Genomic DNA, 13,801 nt, shown 5'->3' on the forward strand with positions numbered 1-13,801 from the left:
AGACTCACTCATGCACGGGGGTCGAAGGCATCGCGCAACGCCTCGCCGATAAATACCAGCAGCGACAGAATCAGCGCCAAGGTGAAAAACGCCGTCAGGCCCAGCCATGGCGCTTGCAGGTTCTGCTTGCCCTGGGCGATCAACTCACCCAGCGACGCGCTGCCCGCCGGCATGCCGAAGCCGAGGAAATCCAGGGCGCTCAAGGTGGAAATCGCGCCGGTCAAAATAAACGGCAGGTAGCTCAGGGTGGCCGTCATGGCATTGGGCAGGATGTGTCGGCGCATGATCTTGGCGTCGCTCAAACCCAACGCCCGCGCCGCCTTGACGTACTCCAGGTTGCGCCCGCGCAGAAACTCGGCGCGCACCACGTCCACCAGGGCCAGCCAGGAAAACAGTGCCATGATCCCCAGCAGCCACCAGAAGTTCGGTTCGACAAAACCGGACAGGATGATCAGCAGGTACAGCACCGGCAACCCTGACCACACTTCCAGCACCCGCTGACCGATCAGGTCGACCCAGCCGCCGTAGTAACCCTGCAACGCGCCCGCGGCGATGCCGATGCTCGCACTGATCGCGGTGAGAGCCAGGGCAAACAGGATCGACACCCGCGCGCCGAAGATCACCCGCGCCACCACGTCGCGCGACTGGTCGTCGGTGCCCAGCCAGTTCACCGCCGAGGGCGGGCTGGGGGCCGGGCGGGTCAGTTCGTAGTTGGGCGTGTCGTCGCTGAACGGCACTGGCGGGAACAGCATCCAGCCGCCGTCCTGCTTGATCAGCTTCTGCACGTAGTCGCTGCGATAGTCGGCCTGGAACGGCAATTGCCCGCCGAACTGCTGCTCGGTGTAGCGCTTGAACACTGGAAAATACAGCTCGTTCTTGAAGCTCAACACCAAGGGCTTGTCATTGGCGATCAACTCGCCGCCCAGGGTCAGGATGAATAGGCCGATAAACAGCCACAGTGACCACCAGCCGCGGCGGTTCTTCTTGAACCGCTCGAAACGCCGACGGGCCACGGGAGATAGATTGAACATCAGGCGTTCCTCGCGGCGAAGTCGATACGCGGGTCCACCAGGGTGTAGCAGAGGTCGCCGATCAGTTTTATCAAGAGGCCGAACAGGGTGAAGATAAACAGCGAACCGAACACCACCGGGTAGTCGCGGGACACCGCGGCTTCGTAGCTCATGCGCCCGAGGCCGTCGAGGGAAAAGATCACCTCGATCAGCAGCGAGCCGGCAAAGAACACGCTGATAAACGCCTGGGGAATCCCCGAGATCACCAGCAGCATCGCATTGCGGAACACATGCCCGTACAGCACCTGCCGTTCGCTCAAGCCTTTGGCGCGGGCGGTGACTACGTATTGGCGCGTGATCTCATTGAGGAACGAGTTTTTCGTCAGAATGGTCAGCGTGGCGAACCCGCCAATCACCAGCGCCGTGACCGGTAGGACCAGGTGCCAGAAGTAGTCGGCGATCTTGCCCACCGTGCTCAGTTCGTCGAAGTTTTCCGAGACCAGGCCGCGCACCGGGAACCAGTTCAGCGACGTGCCGCCGGCGAACACCACGATCAGGAACATCGCAAACAGGAACGCCGGCATCGCATAGCCGATCACGATGGCGGTGCTGCTCCACACATCGAAGCTGCTGCCATGGCGCACTGCCTTGCGAATGCCCAATGGGATCGACACCAGGTAGGTGATCAGCGTGGCCCACAGGCCGAGGGAGATGGTCACCGGCATCTTTTCCAGGATCAGGTCGGTGACGGTCGCGCCGCGAAAAAAGCTGTTGCCGAAGTCCAGCCGGGCGTAGCTCTTGAGCATCAGCCACAGGCGCTCCGGTGCCGGCTTGTCGAAGCCGTATTGTTTTTCGATGTCCTTGATCAGTTTCGGGTCCAGGCCGCGGCTGGCCCGCGAGCTGCTGCCGAGGCCTTCGCCGGCGGAACCGCCGATGCCGCCGCCGCCGATCCCTTGCAGGTGGGCGATCGCCTGTTCCACCGGCCCGCCGGGCGCGGCCTGCACGATCACGAAATTGACCAGCAGGATGATCACCAGCGTCGGGATGATCAACAGCAGGCGCCGCACGATATAGGCAAACATCAGCGCATCCCTCCGCGTTTTTTAAGCTCCGCGCTCATTTGTGCGTTCGTCAGTGGCGTGGGGCTGATTTCCCACCAGGTTTCCAGGGCTTCGTCATTCTTCGCCTCGATCGCCGGGCGGCCGAAGCGGTTCCACCACGCGGCGGACGTGCCGGGCGGGTAGTAATTGGGGATCCACAGGTAGTTCCATTGCAGCACCCGGTCCAGGGCGTGGGCGTAGGTGAGCATCTGCGCCTGGGTGTTGGCTTTCACCAGGCCCTTGATCAGGCTGTCGACGGCCGGGTCCTTGAGCACTGTGTAGTTGTTGGCGCCCGGGTCGAACGCGGCGGCGGAGCCGAAGTAGTTGTACAGCTCCATCCCCGGCGAGGTGGTGACCGGGAAACCGGTGACGATCATGTCGTAGTCCCGTGTCATCAGCCGGTTGACGTACTGCGAGGAGTCGATGCGGCGGATGTTCAGGGTGATGCCGATCTGTGCCAGGTTGCGCTTGTACGGCAGCAACAGACGCTCCATGCCGGCCTGGGCATTGAGGAAGGTGAACTCCAGCGGCTCGCCCGCGGCGTTGACCAGCTTGTCGCCCTTGGGTTTCCAGCCGGCTTCTTCCAGCAGGGCCAGGGCTTGCAGTTGCTTGTCGCGGATCATGCCGCTGCCGTCGGTGACCGGCGCTTTGAAGACCTGGCTGAACACCTCGTCGGGCACCTGGCCGCGCAGGGGTTCGAGGATCGCCAGCTCTTCCGGGGTCGGCAATTCGCTCGCAGCCAGCGGGCTATTGGAGAAGTAGCTCTGCTGGCGGATGTACAGGTTGCGCATCATCTGCCGGTTGGCCCATTCGAAATCCCACAGCATCGCCAGGGCCTGGCGCACGCGACGGTCCTTGAACATCGGGTTCTGCACGTTGAACACGTAGCCCTGGGCCGGTTGCGGCATCTCTTTGGCCAGGTGCGCGCGTTGCAGGCGGCCGTCATCCAGCGCCGGGCCGTTGTAGCCGATGGAGTAGCCGGTGGCGGAGAACTCGCGGTTGAAATCATACGCGCCGCCACGCAGCACCTGGCGCGCCACTTCGGTGTCGCCAAAATATTCCAGGCTCAGGTGATCGAAGTTGTACAGGCCACGGCTGACCGGCAAGTCCTTGCCCCACCAGTCAGGGTTGCGGGTAAAGGTGATGGTGCTGCCCGCGTCGATCTTACTGACCTTATACGGGCCGCTGCCCAGCGGCGCTTCATAGCCGCCGCCGTTGGCGAAGTCGCGGGTTTTCCACCAGTGCTCGGGGAACACCGGCAGGGTGGCGATATCCAGCGCCAGGGTGCGGTTTTCATCGCTGGAAAAATCGAAGCGCACCTGGCGTTCGCCTTCGACTTCGACGTGTTTGACGTCGGCGAACAGCGTGCGAAAGCGCAGGCTGCCCTGGGTCATCAGCAAATCGAAGCTGTAGCGCACGTCTTCGGCGGTGATCGGTGTGCCATCGGCAAAACGGGCCTTGGGGTTGAGGTAGAAGCGCAGCGACAGGCCGTCGTCCGCGCGTTCCATCTTCTCGGCGACCAGGCCGTAGACCGTGTACGGCTCGTCCAGGGAGCGCAGGGCCAGGGGCGAGTAGAGCCAGCCGTCGATCTGGGACACGCCGATGCCTTTGTCGATATAGGGCAGCACATGGTCGAAGCGCCCGATTTCGATGGCCGAACGCCGCAGGCTGCCGCCCTTGGGCGCGTTGGGGTTGGCGTAGTCGAAATGGCTGAAGCCGGCGCCATATTTGGCCGGTTCGCCATACACGGTCAGGTAGGTTTGCGGGGCCGCGATCACAGCGGTGCTGGCCAGCAGCAGGGCCAGGGTGGAGCTGAATAGAGTCGAAAAAGCCAGTCGCATTATCTGCCTTGAGCGCCGGGTGAAGGAGAATAGGGATTTGTACGCTAACGGCCTGAGCATCGCCAGTCATCCCATGCACAACGGCCCACCAAAAGGCGGGCCGTTGTTTCAAGCATCAGCGTGGACTGAATCAGTCCTGACGGCTGGTGACTTCCAGCAGGTGATAACCGAACTGGGTTTTCACCGGGCCTTGCACGGTGTTGACCGGGGCGCTGAACACGACGGTGTCGAATTCTTTAACCATCTGGCCTGGACCGAACGAACCCAGGTCGCCGCCTTGACGGCTGGATGGGCAGCTGGAATTGGCTTTGGCGACTTCTGCGAAATCGGCGCCGCCTTCGATCTGGGCCTTGAGTTCGTTGCACTTGTCTTCGGTGGCAACGAGGATGTGACGGGCAGTGGCTTTGGCCATGGGAATTAACTCCTTGAGTAAAAACGCTGAGCGTACCGGATTCAGGCGGTTATTTCCTGGCAAAGTTCCCCTGTCTGTGGCGGGCGTGCTTGATCTACGACAAGGGCAAAGCGCAGGCTGCAGCGCAAGATTGTCGCATTCATCTGTTTAGGAGCCGTGCTATGCAAGTGCTCGATCGACGCAAGGCCATGGCTATTCCCCCATTGTTTCGCCTGGCATTCCGCCCGTTTTTCCTCGGTGCCTGCCTGTTGGCGGTGCTGGTCATTCCTCTGTGGCTGTTCGCCCTGGGCGGCGCCACCGGTACTTGGCAACCGGCTGGCGGCTGGCTGGCCTGGCACCGGCATGAGCTGCTGTTCGGTTTTGGCGTGGCGATCATCGCCGGCTTTTTGCTGACCGCGGTGCAGACCTGGACCGGCCGCCCCGGCCTCAGCGGCGCGCCCCTGGCGTTGCTCGCCGGGTTATGGCTGGCGGCGCGCCTGGGTTGGTTGCTGAACCTGCCGTGGCCGCTGCTGGCGGTGCTGGAACTGAGTTTTCCGCTGGCGGTGGCCGGGGTGATGGGCTGGACGCTGTGGAAGGTCAGGCAAACCCGTAACTACCCAATCGTACTGGTGCTGGGCTTGCTCGCCGTGGCAGACGCGTTGGCGTTGTATGGGTTGCTGACCCATGACGAAGGCGTGGAGCGCCAGGCGGTGCTCACGGGGTTATGGCTGGTGGCGGCGATGATGGGGCTGATCGGCGGTCGGGTGATTCCATTCTTCACCCAACGTGGCCTGGGCCGGGTCGATGCGGTCAAGCCGTGGCCGTGGCTGGACCGTGTGTTGCTGGGCGGTTCGATCCTGGTGGCGTTGCTTTACGCCAGCGGGCTGGCGGTGTTCCCCAGCCGGTGGAGCGGCGTACTGTTCGCTGTGCTTGGCCTGGGCCACTTGCTGCGCCTGGCGCGCTGGCATGACCGTGGCCTGTGGCGCGTGCCGCTGCTGTGGTCGCTGCACCTGGCCTACGCATGGTTGGCCGTGGCCTGCCTGGGCATGGCGCTGTGGCATTTCGGCGCGCCGCTCAACCCGAGCCTGGCCGTGCATGCGCTGACGATCGGCGCCATGGCCGGGCTGATCCTGGCGATGGTGGCGCGGGTCAGCCTGGGCCATACCGGTCGGCCGTTGCAGCCACCGGGCGGGATGACCCTGGCGTTCGCCCTGTTGAACCTGGCGGCTGTGTGCCGGGTGGCACTGGTGTTGATCTGGCCCGTGGCGGCCTTGTGGCTGGCGGGGCTGTGCTGGTCGGTCGGCCTGGGCTTGTACCTGTGGCGGGATGGCCCGATGTTGTGGCGGGCGCGGGTCGACGGGCACCCCGGTTAGGAGCATTGCATGCTGTATTCGTGGTTGTTGATCGTGCATCTGCTGGCGGCGATCGCCTTTATCGGCACGCTGTTCTTTGAAGTGGTGATCTGGCACAGCGCCCGCGAGGAGCTGGCCTGGTCGGCGCGTTTCACCGCGGAACACGCGATCGCCCGGCGTTCGCGGCGGGTGCTGCATGGCGTGGTGGTGCTGCTGTATGGCGCGGGTATCGGCCTGGCCTGGCATTACCGCGGTCTGCCATGGAACAGTCATTTCGGACTGTTCCTGAGCCTGAAAATCTTCCTCGCCCTGAGCATCATCGGGCACTACCTGCTGCTGGCCTACTGGCTGACCCGCGAGCGCCTGAGCCCCCAGCGTGCGCTGTGGATACGGCGCAGCATTCTCGCGCACATGGTGGTGATCGTGGTGCTGGCGAAGTCATTGTGGTGAGCCGCCTGCGGCGCCATGACGCGGCGGATTGTTGATCGCGGTCAAGGGCTAAAACCTGCGCAGTTCCCACACTGTGGCGAATTCTCTGGAGGTTCGTCCCATGCCCCTGTCCCTCGCGCAACTGCGCCGCAACTACACCCTCTACGGCCTGCGGGACGACGGCGAGCAAGACGATCCGCTGGTGTTGTTCGGCCAGTGGCTGAGCCAGGCGCGCAAGACCGAAGCGCCTCCCGCCGAGGCCAACAGCATGGCCCTGGCCACGGTCGACAGCGAAGGGTACGCCCATTGCCGCATCCTGCTGCTCAAGGGCTTCAGCGCCGAAGGTTTTGTGTTTTTTGGCAATTACCAGAGCGCCAAGGGCGAGGAGCTGGCGAGCAACCCCCATGCCGCGATGACGTTTTTCTGGCCCGGCCTGGAGCGCCAGGTGCGTATTGAAGGCGCGGTCGAGCGCCTTGATCCGGCGCTGTCGGACGCCTATTTCCTCGACCGCCCGGCCGCCAGCCAACTCGGTGCCTGGGCCTCGCCGCAGAGTCAGCCGCTGACCCACCGCAGCGAGCTGGAAGGTTTGCTGCGTGAGGTCACCGAGCGGTTCGCCGGCCAGCAACCGCCACGACCCGAGCACTGGGGCGGGTACTGCCTGCAACCGCGCCGCATCGAGTTCTGGCAAGGCCGCCCCGACCGCCTGCATGACCGCCTCGACTACCGCCTGCGAAACGGCGCCTGGCAGCGCACACGGCTGGCGCCCTGACGAGGTACCTCCTTCGAGGAATAGGCCCTGCGCCCGTTGCGGCGCAGGCTGAGCGCATCTTTTTACCCGCCTGGAGCCTTGATCATGGCCCATTTGACCCAACGCAGTTTTGTCTCCCTGAACATCGCCGTACTGACCATCAGCGACACCCGCACCTTTGACACCGATACCTCCGGGCAGACCCTGGTAGAGCGCCTTGAAGGTGCCGGCCATGTGCTGATCGACCGTGGCCTGGTGATGGACGATATCTACCAGATCCGCGCCCGCGTTTCGCAGTGGATCGCCGACCCTCAGGTGCAAGTGATCCTGATGACCGGCGGCACCGGCTTCACCGCTCGCGACAACACGCCACAAGCGGTGTTGCCGCTGCTGGATAAACAAGTGGACGGGTTCGGCGAGCTGTTCCGCCAGGTGTCCCTGGCGGAAATCGGCATGTCCACCTTGCAGTCCCGCGCCCTGGCGGGCATGAGCAATGGCGTGCTGGTGTGCTGCATGCCCGGTTCGCCCGGCGCGTGCCGTACTGCCTGGGACCAGATTCTGCTCAGTCAATTGGACAGCCGCACCGGCCCGTGCAACTTCGTTGCGCACCTCAAGCCTCAGTTCGAACAAGCGCTCAGCGCCTGCGAGGCGCGGTCATGAACACCCGCGTGTGCGACAGCGGGCAATTGATGCCGGTGGACGAGGCGATCGAGCAACTGCTGGCGCAGGCGCCACCTGCGCCGCCCACCGAAGTCATCCCCCTCGGCCAGGCCGCGGGTCGGGTGATCGCCGAAGAATTGTTTTCACCTCTCGACCTGCCGTGCTGGGACAACAGCGCCATGGACGGCTACGCCCTGCGCGCCGCCGATGTGCCGGAGCAGGGCGGCTACTTGGTGCTGGCCGGGCGGATTGCTGCCGGGCACAGTAGCGATGAGCTTTTACTGGCCGGGCAGACAGTACGGATTTTCACCGGTGCGCCGCTGCCGCCCGGCGCCGACAGCGTGGTGCCCCAGGAGCGTTGCCGCGTCTACGGCCAGCGTATCTGGTGCCCGCCGCTGCGCCTGGGCGAACACGTGCGCAAGCGCGGTGAAGAAATGCAGCGCGGGCAACGCCTGTTGCGTGTCGGCCAGCGCCTGCGCGCCCAGGAAGTCGGCCTGCTGGCGTCGGCCGGCATTCCGTGGGTCAAGGTCTATCGCCCCCTGCGCGTGTGCCTGCTGAGCAGCGGCGATGAACTGCGCGAGCCGGGCGAGTCGCTGGCGCCGGGGCAGATCTACAACAGCAACCGCCACCTGGTGACCGCGTTATTGCGCGGTTGGGGCGTGGAGGTGCTCGACTACGGGGTGATGGCCGACGCGTTGGCCGCCAGCCGCGACGCGTTGATCCTCGCGTCGTCCGAATGCGACCTGCTGCTGACCACCGGCGGTGTGTCGGTGGGCGAGGAGGATCATCTCAAACAAGCCATCCAGGAACTCGGTCGCGTGGATTTCTGGCGCCTGGCGATCCAGCCCGGCAAGCCCCTGGCGTTTGGCGAAGTGGCGGGCAAACCGTGGATCGGCCTGCCCGGCAACCCGTCTGCCGCGCTGATCACTGCGTTGGTGGTGGTGCGCCCGTTCCTGTTGCGCGCCCAGGGCGTCGAGCGCGTGTTGCCGGTGCCGGTCCAGGTGCCGGCCGGTTTTGAATGGCCTACCCCCAACAAGCGCCGCCAGTACCTGCGCGCGCGCTTGAGCCCCGGCGCGGATGGGCAATTGCGCGCCGTCCTGCACCCCCAGCAAAGCTCGGCGATGCTCACTGCCGCCTGCTGGGCCGATGGCCTGGTGATTGTCGAGCGCGAGCAACTGCTGCTCAAGGATGCACCGGTGCCTTTCTTGTCTTTCGCCGAGTTTCAATGAGGAGTCTCCATGCAACTGGTCTGCCCGGCAGGCAACCTGCCTGCGCTGAAAGCCGCGGTGCGCCAAGGCGCCGATGCGGTGTATGTCGGTTTTCGCGATGACACCAATGCCCGGCATTTCGCCGGGCTGAACATGGACGACAAGCAGTTCGACGCCGCCGTCGCCCATATCCGCCAGCACCAGCGCAAGCTGTATGTGGCGGTCAATACCTACCCGCAACCGAAGATCTGGTCACGCTGGCAACGCGCCGTCGACCGTGCGGCCGATCATGGCGTGGATGCGCTGATCGCCGGCGACCCGGGTGTGCTCGGCTATGCTGCCGCGCACCATCCGCAGATGGCGTTGCACTTGTCGGTGCAGGGCTCCGCCACCCATGCGGCGGCGCTGAAGTTCTACGTCGAACGCTATGGCATCCGCCGCGCGGTGCTGCCGCGAGTGCTGTCGCTGGCCCAGGTCAAACAGGTGGCGGCGAGCAGCGTGGTGCCGATCGAAGTGTTCGGCTTCGGCAGCCTGTGCATCATGGCCGAAGGGCGTTGCCACTTGTCGTCGTATATCACCGGTGAGTCGCCCAACCTGTGCGGCGTGTGCTCACCGGCCAAGGCGGTGCGCTGGAGCGACGACGCCGATGGCCTCAGCGCGCGCCTCAGTGAAGTGCTGATCGACCGCTACACCCCGGAGGAACCGGCCGGCTACCCGACCTTGTGCAAAGGCCGCTTCCTGGTCGGCGGCAAGCGCTTCCATGCCCTCGAAGAACCGACCAGCCTCGACACCCTGGACCTGTTGCCCGAACTCAGCGCCATCGGCGTGGAGGCGGTGAAGATCGAAGGCCGGCAACGCAGCCCGGCCTATGTGGAACAAGTCACCCGAGTCTGGCGCGCCGCCCTCGACGCCCACCGCAGCGCCCCGGCCAATTTTGTGGTCAAGGACCAGTGGCGCCAGGTGCTGGCCGGACTTTCCGAAGGCAGCCAGACCACCCTGGGTGCTTACCATCGCGCATGGCAATGAGGAAACACAGATGAAGCTCAGCCTGGGACCGGTGCTGTTTTATTGGGATAAGGAACACTTGGGGCGCTTCTATTCAGACATGGCCGGCTTGCCCCTGGACGTGATTTACCTGGGGGAAACCGTGTGCTCCAAACGCCGCGCGTTTTCCCTGGATCAATGGTTGGGCCTGGGCCGCGAGTTGCAGTCGTGCAGCCCGGCGCAGATCGTGCTGTCGAGCCTGACCTTGATCGAAGCTGCCTCTGAACTGTCGAGCCTGCGCCGCCTGTGCGATAACGGCGAGGTGCTGGTCGAGGCCAACGACATGGGCGCGGTGCAGTTGCTGATCGAGCGCAAGTTGCCCTTTGCCGGCGGCCCGGCGCTCAACCTGTACAACGGCCACGCCCTGGTGCAATTGCTCGATGCGGGCATGCAGCGCTGGGTGCCGCCGGTGGAGTGCTCGCAGAGCCTGATCGCCGATGTGCTGGAACAGGTGCGCGAACTCGGCCGGCCGCTGCCCGAAGTGGAGATCTTCGCCTATGGGCATTTGCCCCTGGCGTACTCGGCCCGTTGCTTCACCGCCCGCGCGGAAAACCGGCCCAAGGACGATTGCCAGTTCTGTTGCATCAACTACCCCGACGGCATGGCCCTGACCAGCCAGGAAGGGCAACCGTTGTTCACCTTGAACGGGATTCAGACGATGTCGGCCGATGTCACCAACCTGCTCGCCGATTACCCCGGCCTGGTCGCGTGTGGCGCTGACCTGTTGCGCCTGAGCCCACGCGCCGAAGGGATGGTCGGCGTGGTCCAGGCGTTCGACCAGGTGCGCCAGGGCGCGATGCCGCCGTTGTGCGTCGACGGTTGCAACGGTTATTGGCATGGCCAGGCCGGCATGCTGCGGGTCGAGGAGGTGGGCCTGTGTTGAGTCGCAAACAATGGCTGCTCAAGGGCGCCGATCGCTTGTTGCCGCTGGTGCGCCACGTGCCGTTTCGGGTGCAGCGCCTGGCCTTGCAGCAAGGCCTCAACCGCTGCCTGGCCGAGCCGTTGCGCGACGGCGGCTTCGACCTGCTGCGCGGGCGCTGGATGTGCCTGCGCATCCCCGACCTTGGGCTGTGCTGGTACCTGACGCTGGCGCGGGATGGCTTGCGCATCGCTGAAAAAGCCGAGGCCCAGGTGACCATCAGTGGTAACTGGCGCGAGTTCTTGTTGCTGGCCAGTCGCCAGGAAGATCCGGACACCTTGTTCTTCCGGCGTCGCTTGGTGATTGAAGGCGACACGGAGTTGGGGCTGGGCTTGAAGAACCTGATCGACAGCCTGGACCCGGACGTGCTGCCGGGCTGGTTGTGGCGCAACCTGGAGCGGGCCGGGCGCGGGCTGGCGGCCTGAGGCGAGCGACCTATCCTTTCGCGCTGAACGGATAGGTCACGGCCCTGGGTAAGGCGTCGGCACCAGAAACGCCGCCTCCAGCAACTGCCGGGTATAGGCATGCTGCGGGTTGGCGAAAATCGTCGGCGCGTCGCCCTGTTCCACCACCTGCCCATGCTTGACCACCATCAACTGGTGACTCAACGCTTTCACCACCGCCAGGTCATGGCTGATGAACAGATAGGTCAGGTTGTACTTGGCCTGCAAACCGCGCAGTAATTCCACCACTTGGCGCTGCACCGTGCGGTCGAGCGCCGAGGTCGGTTCGTCGAGCAGGATCAGGCGCGGCTTGAGCACCAGGGCGCGGGCAATGGCGATGCGTTGGCGCTGGCCGCCGGAGAACTCGTGGGGGTAGCGATGCCGCGACTGCGGGTCGAGGCCGACTTCCTTGAGCGCTGCGATAATCGCCGCTTCCTGCTCCGCCGGGCTGCCCATCTTGTGAATGCGCAGGCCTTCGCCGACGATCTCACTGACGCACATGCGCGGGCTGAGGCTGCCGAATGGGTCCTGGAACACCACCTGCATTTCCCGGCGCAACGGGCGCACCTGTTGCTGGGTCAGGCGGTCGAGTTGCTGGCCTTCGAAGCGAATCCCGCCTTTGCTCGCGATCAGGCGCAGGATCGCCAGGCCGAGGGTGGACTTGCCCGAGCCGCTTTCGCCGACGATGCCCAGGGTTTGTCCCTGGGGCAGGCTGAAGTTGATGCCGTCCACCGCCTTGACGTAATCGACGGTGTTGCGCAAAAAGCCTTTCTTGATCGCAAACCAGACTTTCAAGTCGTCCACTTCCAGCAACGGTGGCCCGACGGCGGTGGCGGCCGGCCCGCCGCTGGGTTCGGCGGCGAGCAGTTCCTGGGTGTAAGGGTGCTGCGGCGACTGGAACAAGGTTTCGCAATCGGCTTGTTCGACGATGCAACCCTGTTGCATCACGCACACACGGTGGGCAATGCGCCGCACCAGGTTCAAGTCGTGGCTGATCAGCAGCAACGCCATGCCCAGGCGCGCCTGCAGTTCCTTGAGCAGCTCGAGGATCTTCAACTGCACCGTCACGTCGAGGGCGGTGGTCGGTTCGTCGGCAATCAACAGCTCCGGCTCGTTGGCCAGGGCCATGGCGATCATCACCCGTTGGCGCTGGCCACCGGACAGTTCGTGGGGCAGCGCCTTGAGGCGTTTATGCGGCTCGGGAATGCCCACCAGTTCGAGCAACTCGAGGGTGCGCCGGGTCGCGACTTTGCCGGTCAGCCCTTTATGCAGGCCGAGCACTTCGTTGATCTGCTTCTCGATGCAGTGCAGCGGGTTCAACGAGGTCATCGGCTCCTGGAAGATCATCGCAATGCGGTTGCCGCGAATATGCCGGATGGTTTTTTCGTTGAGGGTCAGCAGGTCCTGGCCGACGTATTCGATGGTGCCGGCGGGGTGCCGCGCCAAGGGGTAGGGCAGTAGGCGCAGGATCGAGTGGGCGGTCACCGATTTGCCGGAGCCGCTTTCGCCGACCAGCGCCAGGGTTTCGCCGCGCTTGATGTCGAAGCTGACGTGGTTCACCACGCGGTGGTGATGCTCGCCGGTGACGAACTCGACGCAGAGGTCGCGGACTTCGATCAGATTGTCCTGATTCATCTCATTTCCTCGGGTCGAAGGCATCGCGAGCGGACTCGCCGATAAACACCAGCAAACTCAACATGATCGCCAGCACGGCAAAGGCACTCATGCCCAGCCACGGCGCTTGCAGGTTGGATTTGCCCTGGGCCACCAGTTCCCCCAGCGACGGCGAACCCGCCGGCAGGCCGAAGCCGAGGAAGTCCAGGGCGGTCAGGGTGCCGATGGCGCCGGTGAGGATGAACGGCATGAAGGTCATGGTCGAGACCATGGCATTGGGCAGGATATGGCGGAACATGATCGCGCCGTTCTGCATGCCCAGTGCCCTGGCCGCGCGCACGTATTCCAGGTTGCGCCCGCGCAGGAACTCGGCGCGGACCACGTCCACCAGGCTCATCCACGAGAACAGCAGCATGATCCCCAGCAGCCACCAGAAGTTGGGCTGCACGAAACTGGCGAGGATGATCAGCAGGTACAGCACCGGCAAGCCCGACCAGATCTCCAGGAAGCGTTGCCCGGCCAGGTCGACCCAGCCGCCATAGAAGCCCTGCAGGGCCCCGGCGATCACGCCGATGATCGAGCTGAGCACGGTCAGGGTCAGGGCAAACAGCACCGACACGCGAAAGCCATAGATCACCCGCGCCAAGACGTCGCGGCCCTGGTCATCGGTGCCCAGCAGGTTGACCGAAGACGGCGGCGCGGGGGCTGGCACCTTCAGGTCGTAGTTGATGCTCTGATAGCTGAACGGGATCGGCGCCCACAGCGTCCACGCGCCCTTGGCCTTGAGCAGCTCCTGGATATACGGGCTCTTGTAGTTGGCCTCCAGAGGGAACTCGCCGCCGAAGGTGGTTTCCGGGTAGCGTTTGAGCGCCGGGAAATACCAGTCGCCGTCGTAATGCACCACCAGCGGTTTGTCGTTGGCGATCAGCTCGGCGCCCAGGCTCAGGCCGAACAGGATCAGGAACAGCCACAGCGACCACCAGCCACGTTTGTTTGCCTTGAACCGCTCGAACCGGCGGCGATTGAGGGGGGACAGATTCAT

The 13,801-nt window shown here is 64.4% G+C and carries 14 protein-coding genes; 8 read left to right on the forward strand and 6 right to left on the reverse strand.

The genetic code is table 11. From position 1 onward, the window contains the following. Positions 1 to 8: 8 nt before the first annotated feature. From INT12_RS12220 to INT12_RS12235, 4 genes are all read right to left on the reverse strand, one after another. A complete protein-coding gene (locus INT12_RS12220; RefSeq protein WP_017846638.1) occupies positions 9 to 1,031 on the reverse strand; it encodes an ABC transporter permease in 1,023 nt (340 codons plus the stop codon). After that, positions 1,031 to 2,092, reverse strand: coding sequence for a microcin C ABC transporter permease YejB (locus INT12_RS12225; RefSeq protein ID WP_193040101.1), 1,062 nt, complete (start codon positions 2,090 to 2,092; stop codon positions 1,031 to 1,033). The genes INT12_RS12220 and INT12_RS12225 overlap by 1 nt, the downstream gene beginning before the upstream one ends. After that, positions 2,092 to 3,951 carry an extracellular solute-binding protein gene (locus tag INT12_RS12230; RefSeq protein WP_193040100.1) on the reverse strand — a complete coding sequence of 620 codons (1,860 nt, stop codon included), beginning with the start codon at positions 3,949 to 3,951 and terminating at the stop codon, positions 2,092 to 2,094. The genes INT12_RS12225 and INT12_RS12230 overlap by 1 nt, the downstream gene beginning before the upstream one ends. 130 nt (positions 3,952 to 4,081) lie before the next feature. Further along, a complete protein-coding gene (locus INT12_RS12235; RefSeq protein WP_003208024.1) occupies positions 4,082 to 4,363 on the reverse strand; it encodes a peptidylprolyl isomerase in 282 nt (93 codons plus the stop codon). A gap of 161 nt (positions 4,364 to 4,524) precedes the next feature. On the opposite strand from INT12_RS12235, the gene INT12_RS12240 reads away from it, so the two are divergent. The 8 genes from INT12_RS12240 to ubiT all read left to right on the forward strand — a co-directional run bounded on the left by INT12_RS12240 (position 4,525) and on the right by ubiT (position 11,127). Continuing rightward, positions 4,525 to 5,715, forward strand: a complete 1,191-nt coding sequence (locus INT12_RS12240) for an NnrS family protein (protein ID WP_193058862.1) — start codon at positions 4,525 to 4,527, stop codon at positions 5,713 to 5,715. A gap of 9 nt (positions 5,716 to 5,724) precedes the next feature. Further along, positions 5,725 to 6,144 carry a membrane protein gene (locus INT12_RS12245; RefSeq protein WP_017846634.1) on the forward strand — a complete coding sequence of 140 codons (420 nt, stop codon included), beginning with the start codon at positions 5,725 to 5,727 and terminating at the stop codon, positions 6,142 to 6,144. Between the two features lie 100 nt (positions 6,145 to 6,244). Beyond that, positions 6,245 to 6,892 carry a pyridoxamine 5'-phosphate oxidase gene (gene pdxH, locus INT12_RS12250; protein WP_102618078.1) on the forward strand — a complete coding sequence of 216 codons (648 nt, stop codon included), beginning with the start codon at positions 6,245 to 6,247 and terminating at the stop codon, positions 6,890 to 6,892. An 84-nt stretch (positions 6,893 to 6,976) separates the two neighbouring features. Next, positions 6,977 to 7,531 (forward strand): molybdenum cofactor biosynthesis protein B, encoded by a 555-nt coding sequence (moaB, locus tag INT12_RS12255; RefSeq protein WP_046383123.1) that lies wholly within the window; start codon positions 6,977 to 6,979, stop codon positions 7,529 to 7,531. Continuing rightward, positions 7,528 to 8,760, forward strand: coding sequence for a gephyrin-like molybdotransferase Glp (gene glp / locus INT12_RS12260; protein WP_193040099.1), 1,233 nt, complete (start codon positions 7,528 to 7,530; stop codon positions 8,758 to 8,760). Before moaB ends, glp begins: the two co-directional genes overlap by 4 nt. A 9-nt stretch (positions 8,761 to 8,769) precedes the next feature. Next, complete coding sequence (gene ubiU, locus INT12_RS12265) at positions 8,770 to 9,765, forward strand: ubiquinone anaerobic biosynthesis protein UbiU (RefSeq protein WP_017846630.1); 996 nt, start codon at positions 8,770 to 8,772, stop codon at positions 9,763 to 9,765. Between the two features lie 10 nt (positions 9,766 to 9,775). Next, complete coding sequence (locus INT12_RS12270) at positions 9,776 to 10,666, forward strand: U32 family peptidase (protein ID WP_193040098.1); 891 nt, start codon at positions 9,776 to 9,778, stop codon at positions 10,664 to 10,666. Continuing rightward, complete coding sequence (gene ubiT, locus INT12_RS12275) at positions 10,660 to 11,127, forward strand: ubiquinone anaerobic biosynthesis accessory factor UbiT (RefSeq protein WP_017846628.1); 468 nt, start codon at positions 10,660 to 10,662, stop codon at positions 11,125 to 11,127. Before INT12_RS12270 ends, ubiT begins: the two co-directional genes overlap by 7 nt. 36 nt (positions 11,128 to 11,163) lie before the next feature. Here ubiT and INT12_RS12280 read toward each other — a convergent pair whose 3' ends face one another. Together INT12_RS12280 and INT12_RS12285 are read right to left on the reverse strand one after the other, a co-directional pair. Further along, positions 11,164 to 12,780, reverse strand: coding sequence for an ABC transporter ATP-binding protein (locus INT12_RS12280; protein WP_193040097.1), 1,617 nt, complete (start codon positions 12,778 to 12,780; stop codon positions 11,164 to 11,166). 1 nt (position 12,781) lies between these two features. Beyond that, positions 12,782 to 13,801, reverse strand: coding sequence for an ABC transporter permease (locus INT12_RS12285; RefSeq protein ID WP_017846626.1), 1,020 nt, complete (start codon positions 13,799 to 13,801; stop codon positions 12,782 to 12,784).

The sequence above is a fragment of the Pseudomonas sp. K8 genome, assembly GCF_014889455.1.
GTDB lineage: Bacteria > Pseudomonadota > Gammaproteobacteria > Pseudomonadales > Pseudomonadaceae > Aquipseudomonas > Aquipseudomonas veronii.

What these genes read in the sequence shown, in the direction of transcription:
- INT12_RS12220 (WP_017846638.1), bottom strand. Translation starts at nt 1,031, where the DNA reads ATGTTCAATCTATCTCCCGTGGCCCGTCGGCGTTTCGAGCGGTTCAAG.
- INT12_RS12225 (WP_193040101.1), bottom strand. Translation starts at nt 2,092, where the DNA reads ATGTTTGCCTATATCGTGCGGCGCCTGCTGTTGATCATCCCGACGCTG.
- INT12_RS12230 (WP_193040100.1), bottom strand. Translation starts at nt 3,951, where the DNA reads ATGCGACTGGCTTTTTCGACTCTATTCAGCTCCACCCTGGCCCTGCTG.
- INT12_RS12235 (WP_003208024.1), bottom strand. Translation starts at nt 4,363, where the DNA reads ATGGCCAAAGCCACTGCCCGTCACATCCTCGTTGCCACCGAAGACAAG.
- INT12_RS12240 (WP_193058862.1), top strand. Translation starts at nt 4,525, where the DNA reads ATGCAAGTGCTCGATCGACGCAAGGCCATGGCTATTCCCCCATTGTTT.
- INT12_RS12245 (WP_017846634.1), top strand. Translation starts at nt 5,725, where the DNA reads ATGCTGTATTCGTGGTTGTTGATCGTGCATCTGCTGGCGGCGATCGCC.
- pdxH (WP_102618078.1), top strand. Translation starts at nt 6,245, where the DNA reads ATGCCCCTGTCCCTCGCGCAACTGCGCCGCAACTACACCCTCTACGGC.
- moaB (WP_046383123.1), top strand. Translation starts at nt 6,977, where the DNA reads ATGGCCCATTTGACCCAACGCAGTTTTGTCTCCCTGAACATCGCCGTA.
- glp (WP_193040099.1), top strand. Translation starts at nt 7,528, where the DNA reads ATGAACACCCGCGTGTGCGACAGCGGGCAATTGATGCCGGTGGACGAG.
- ubiU (WP_017846630.1), top strand. Translation starts at nt 8,770, where the DNA reads ATGCAACTGGTCTGCCCGGCAGGCAACCTGCCTGCGCTGAAAGCCGCG.
- INT12_RS12270 (WP_193040098.1), top strand. Translation starts at nt 9,776, where the DNA reads ATGAAGCTCAGCCTGGGACCGGTGCTGTTTTATTGGGATAAGGAACAC.
- INT12_RS12280 (WP_193040097.1), bottom strand. Translation starts at nt 12,780, where the DNA reads ATGAATCAGGACAATCTGATCGAAGTCCGCGACCTCTGCGTCGAGTTC.
- INT12_RS12285 (WP_017846626.1), bottom strand. Translation starts at nt 13,801, where the DNA reads ATGAATCTGTCCCCCCTCAATCGCCGCCGGTTCGAGCGGTTCAAGGCA.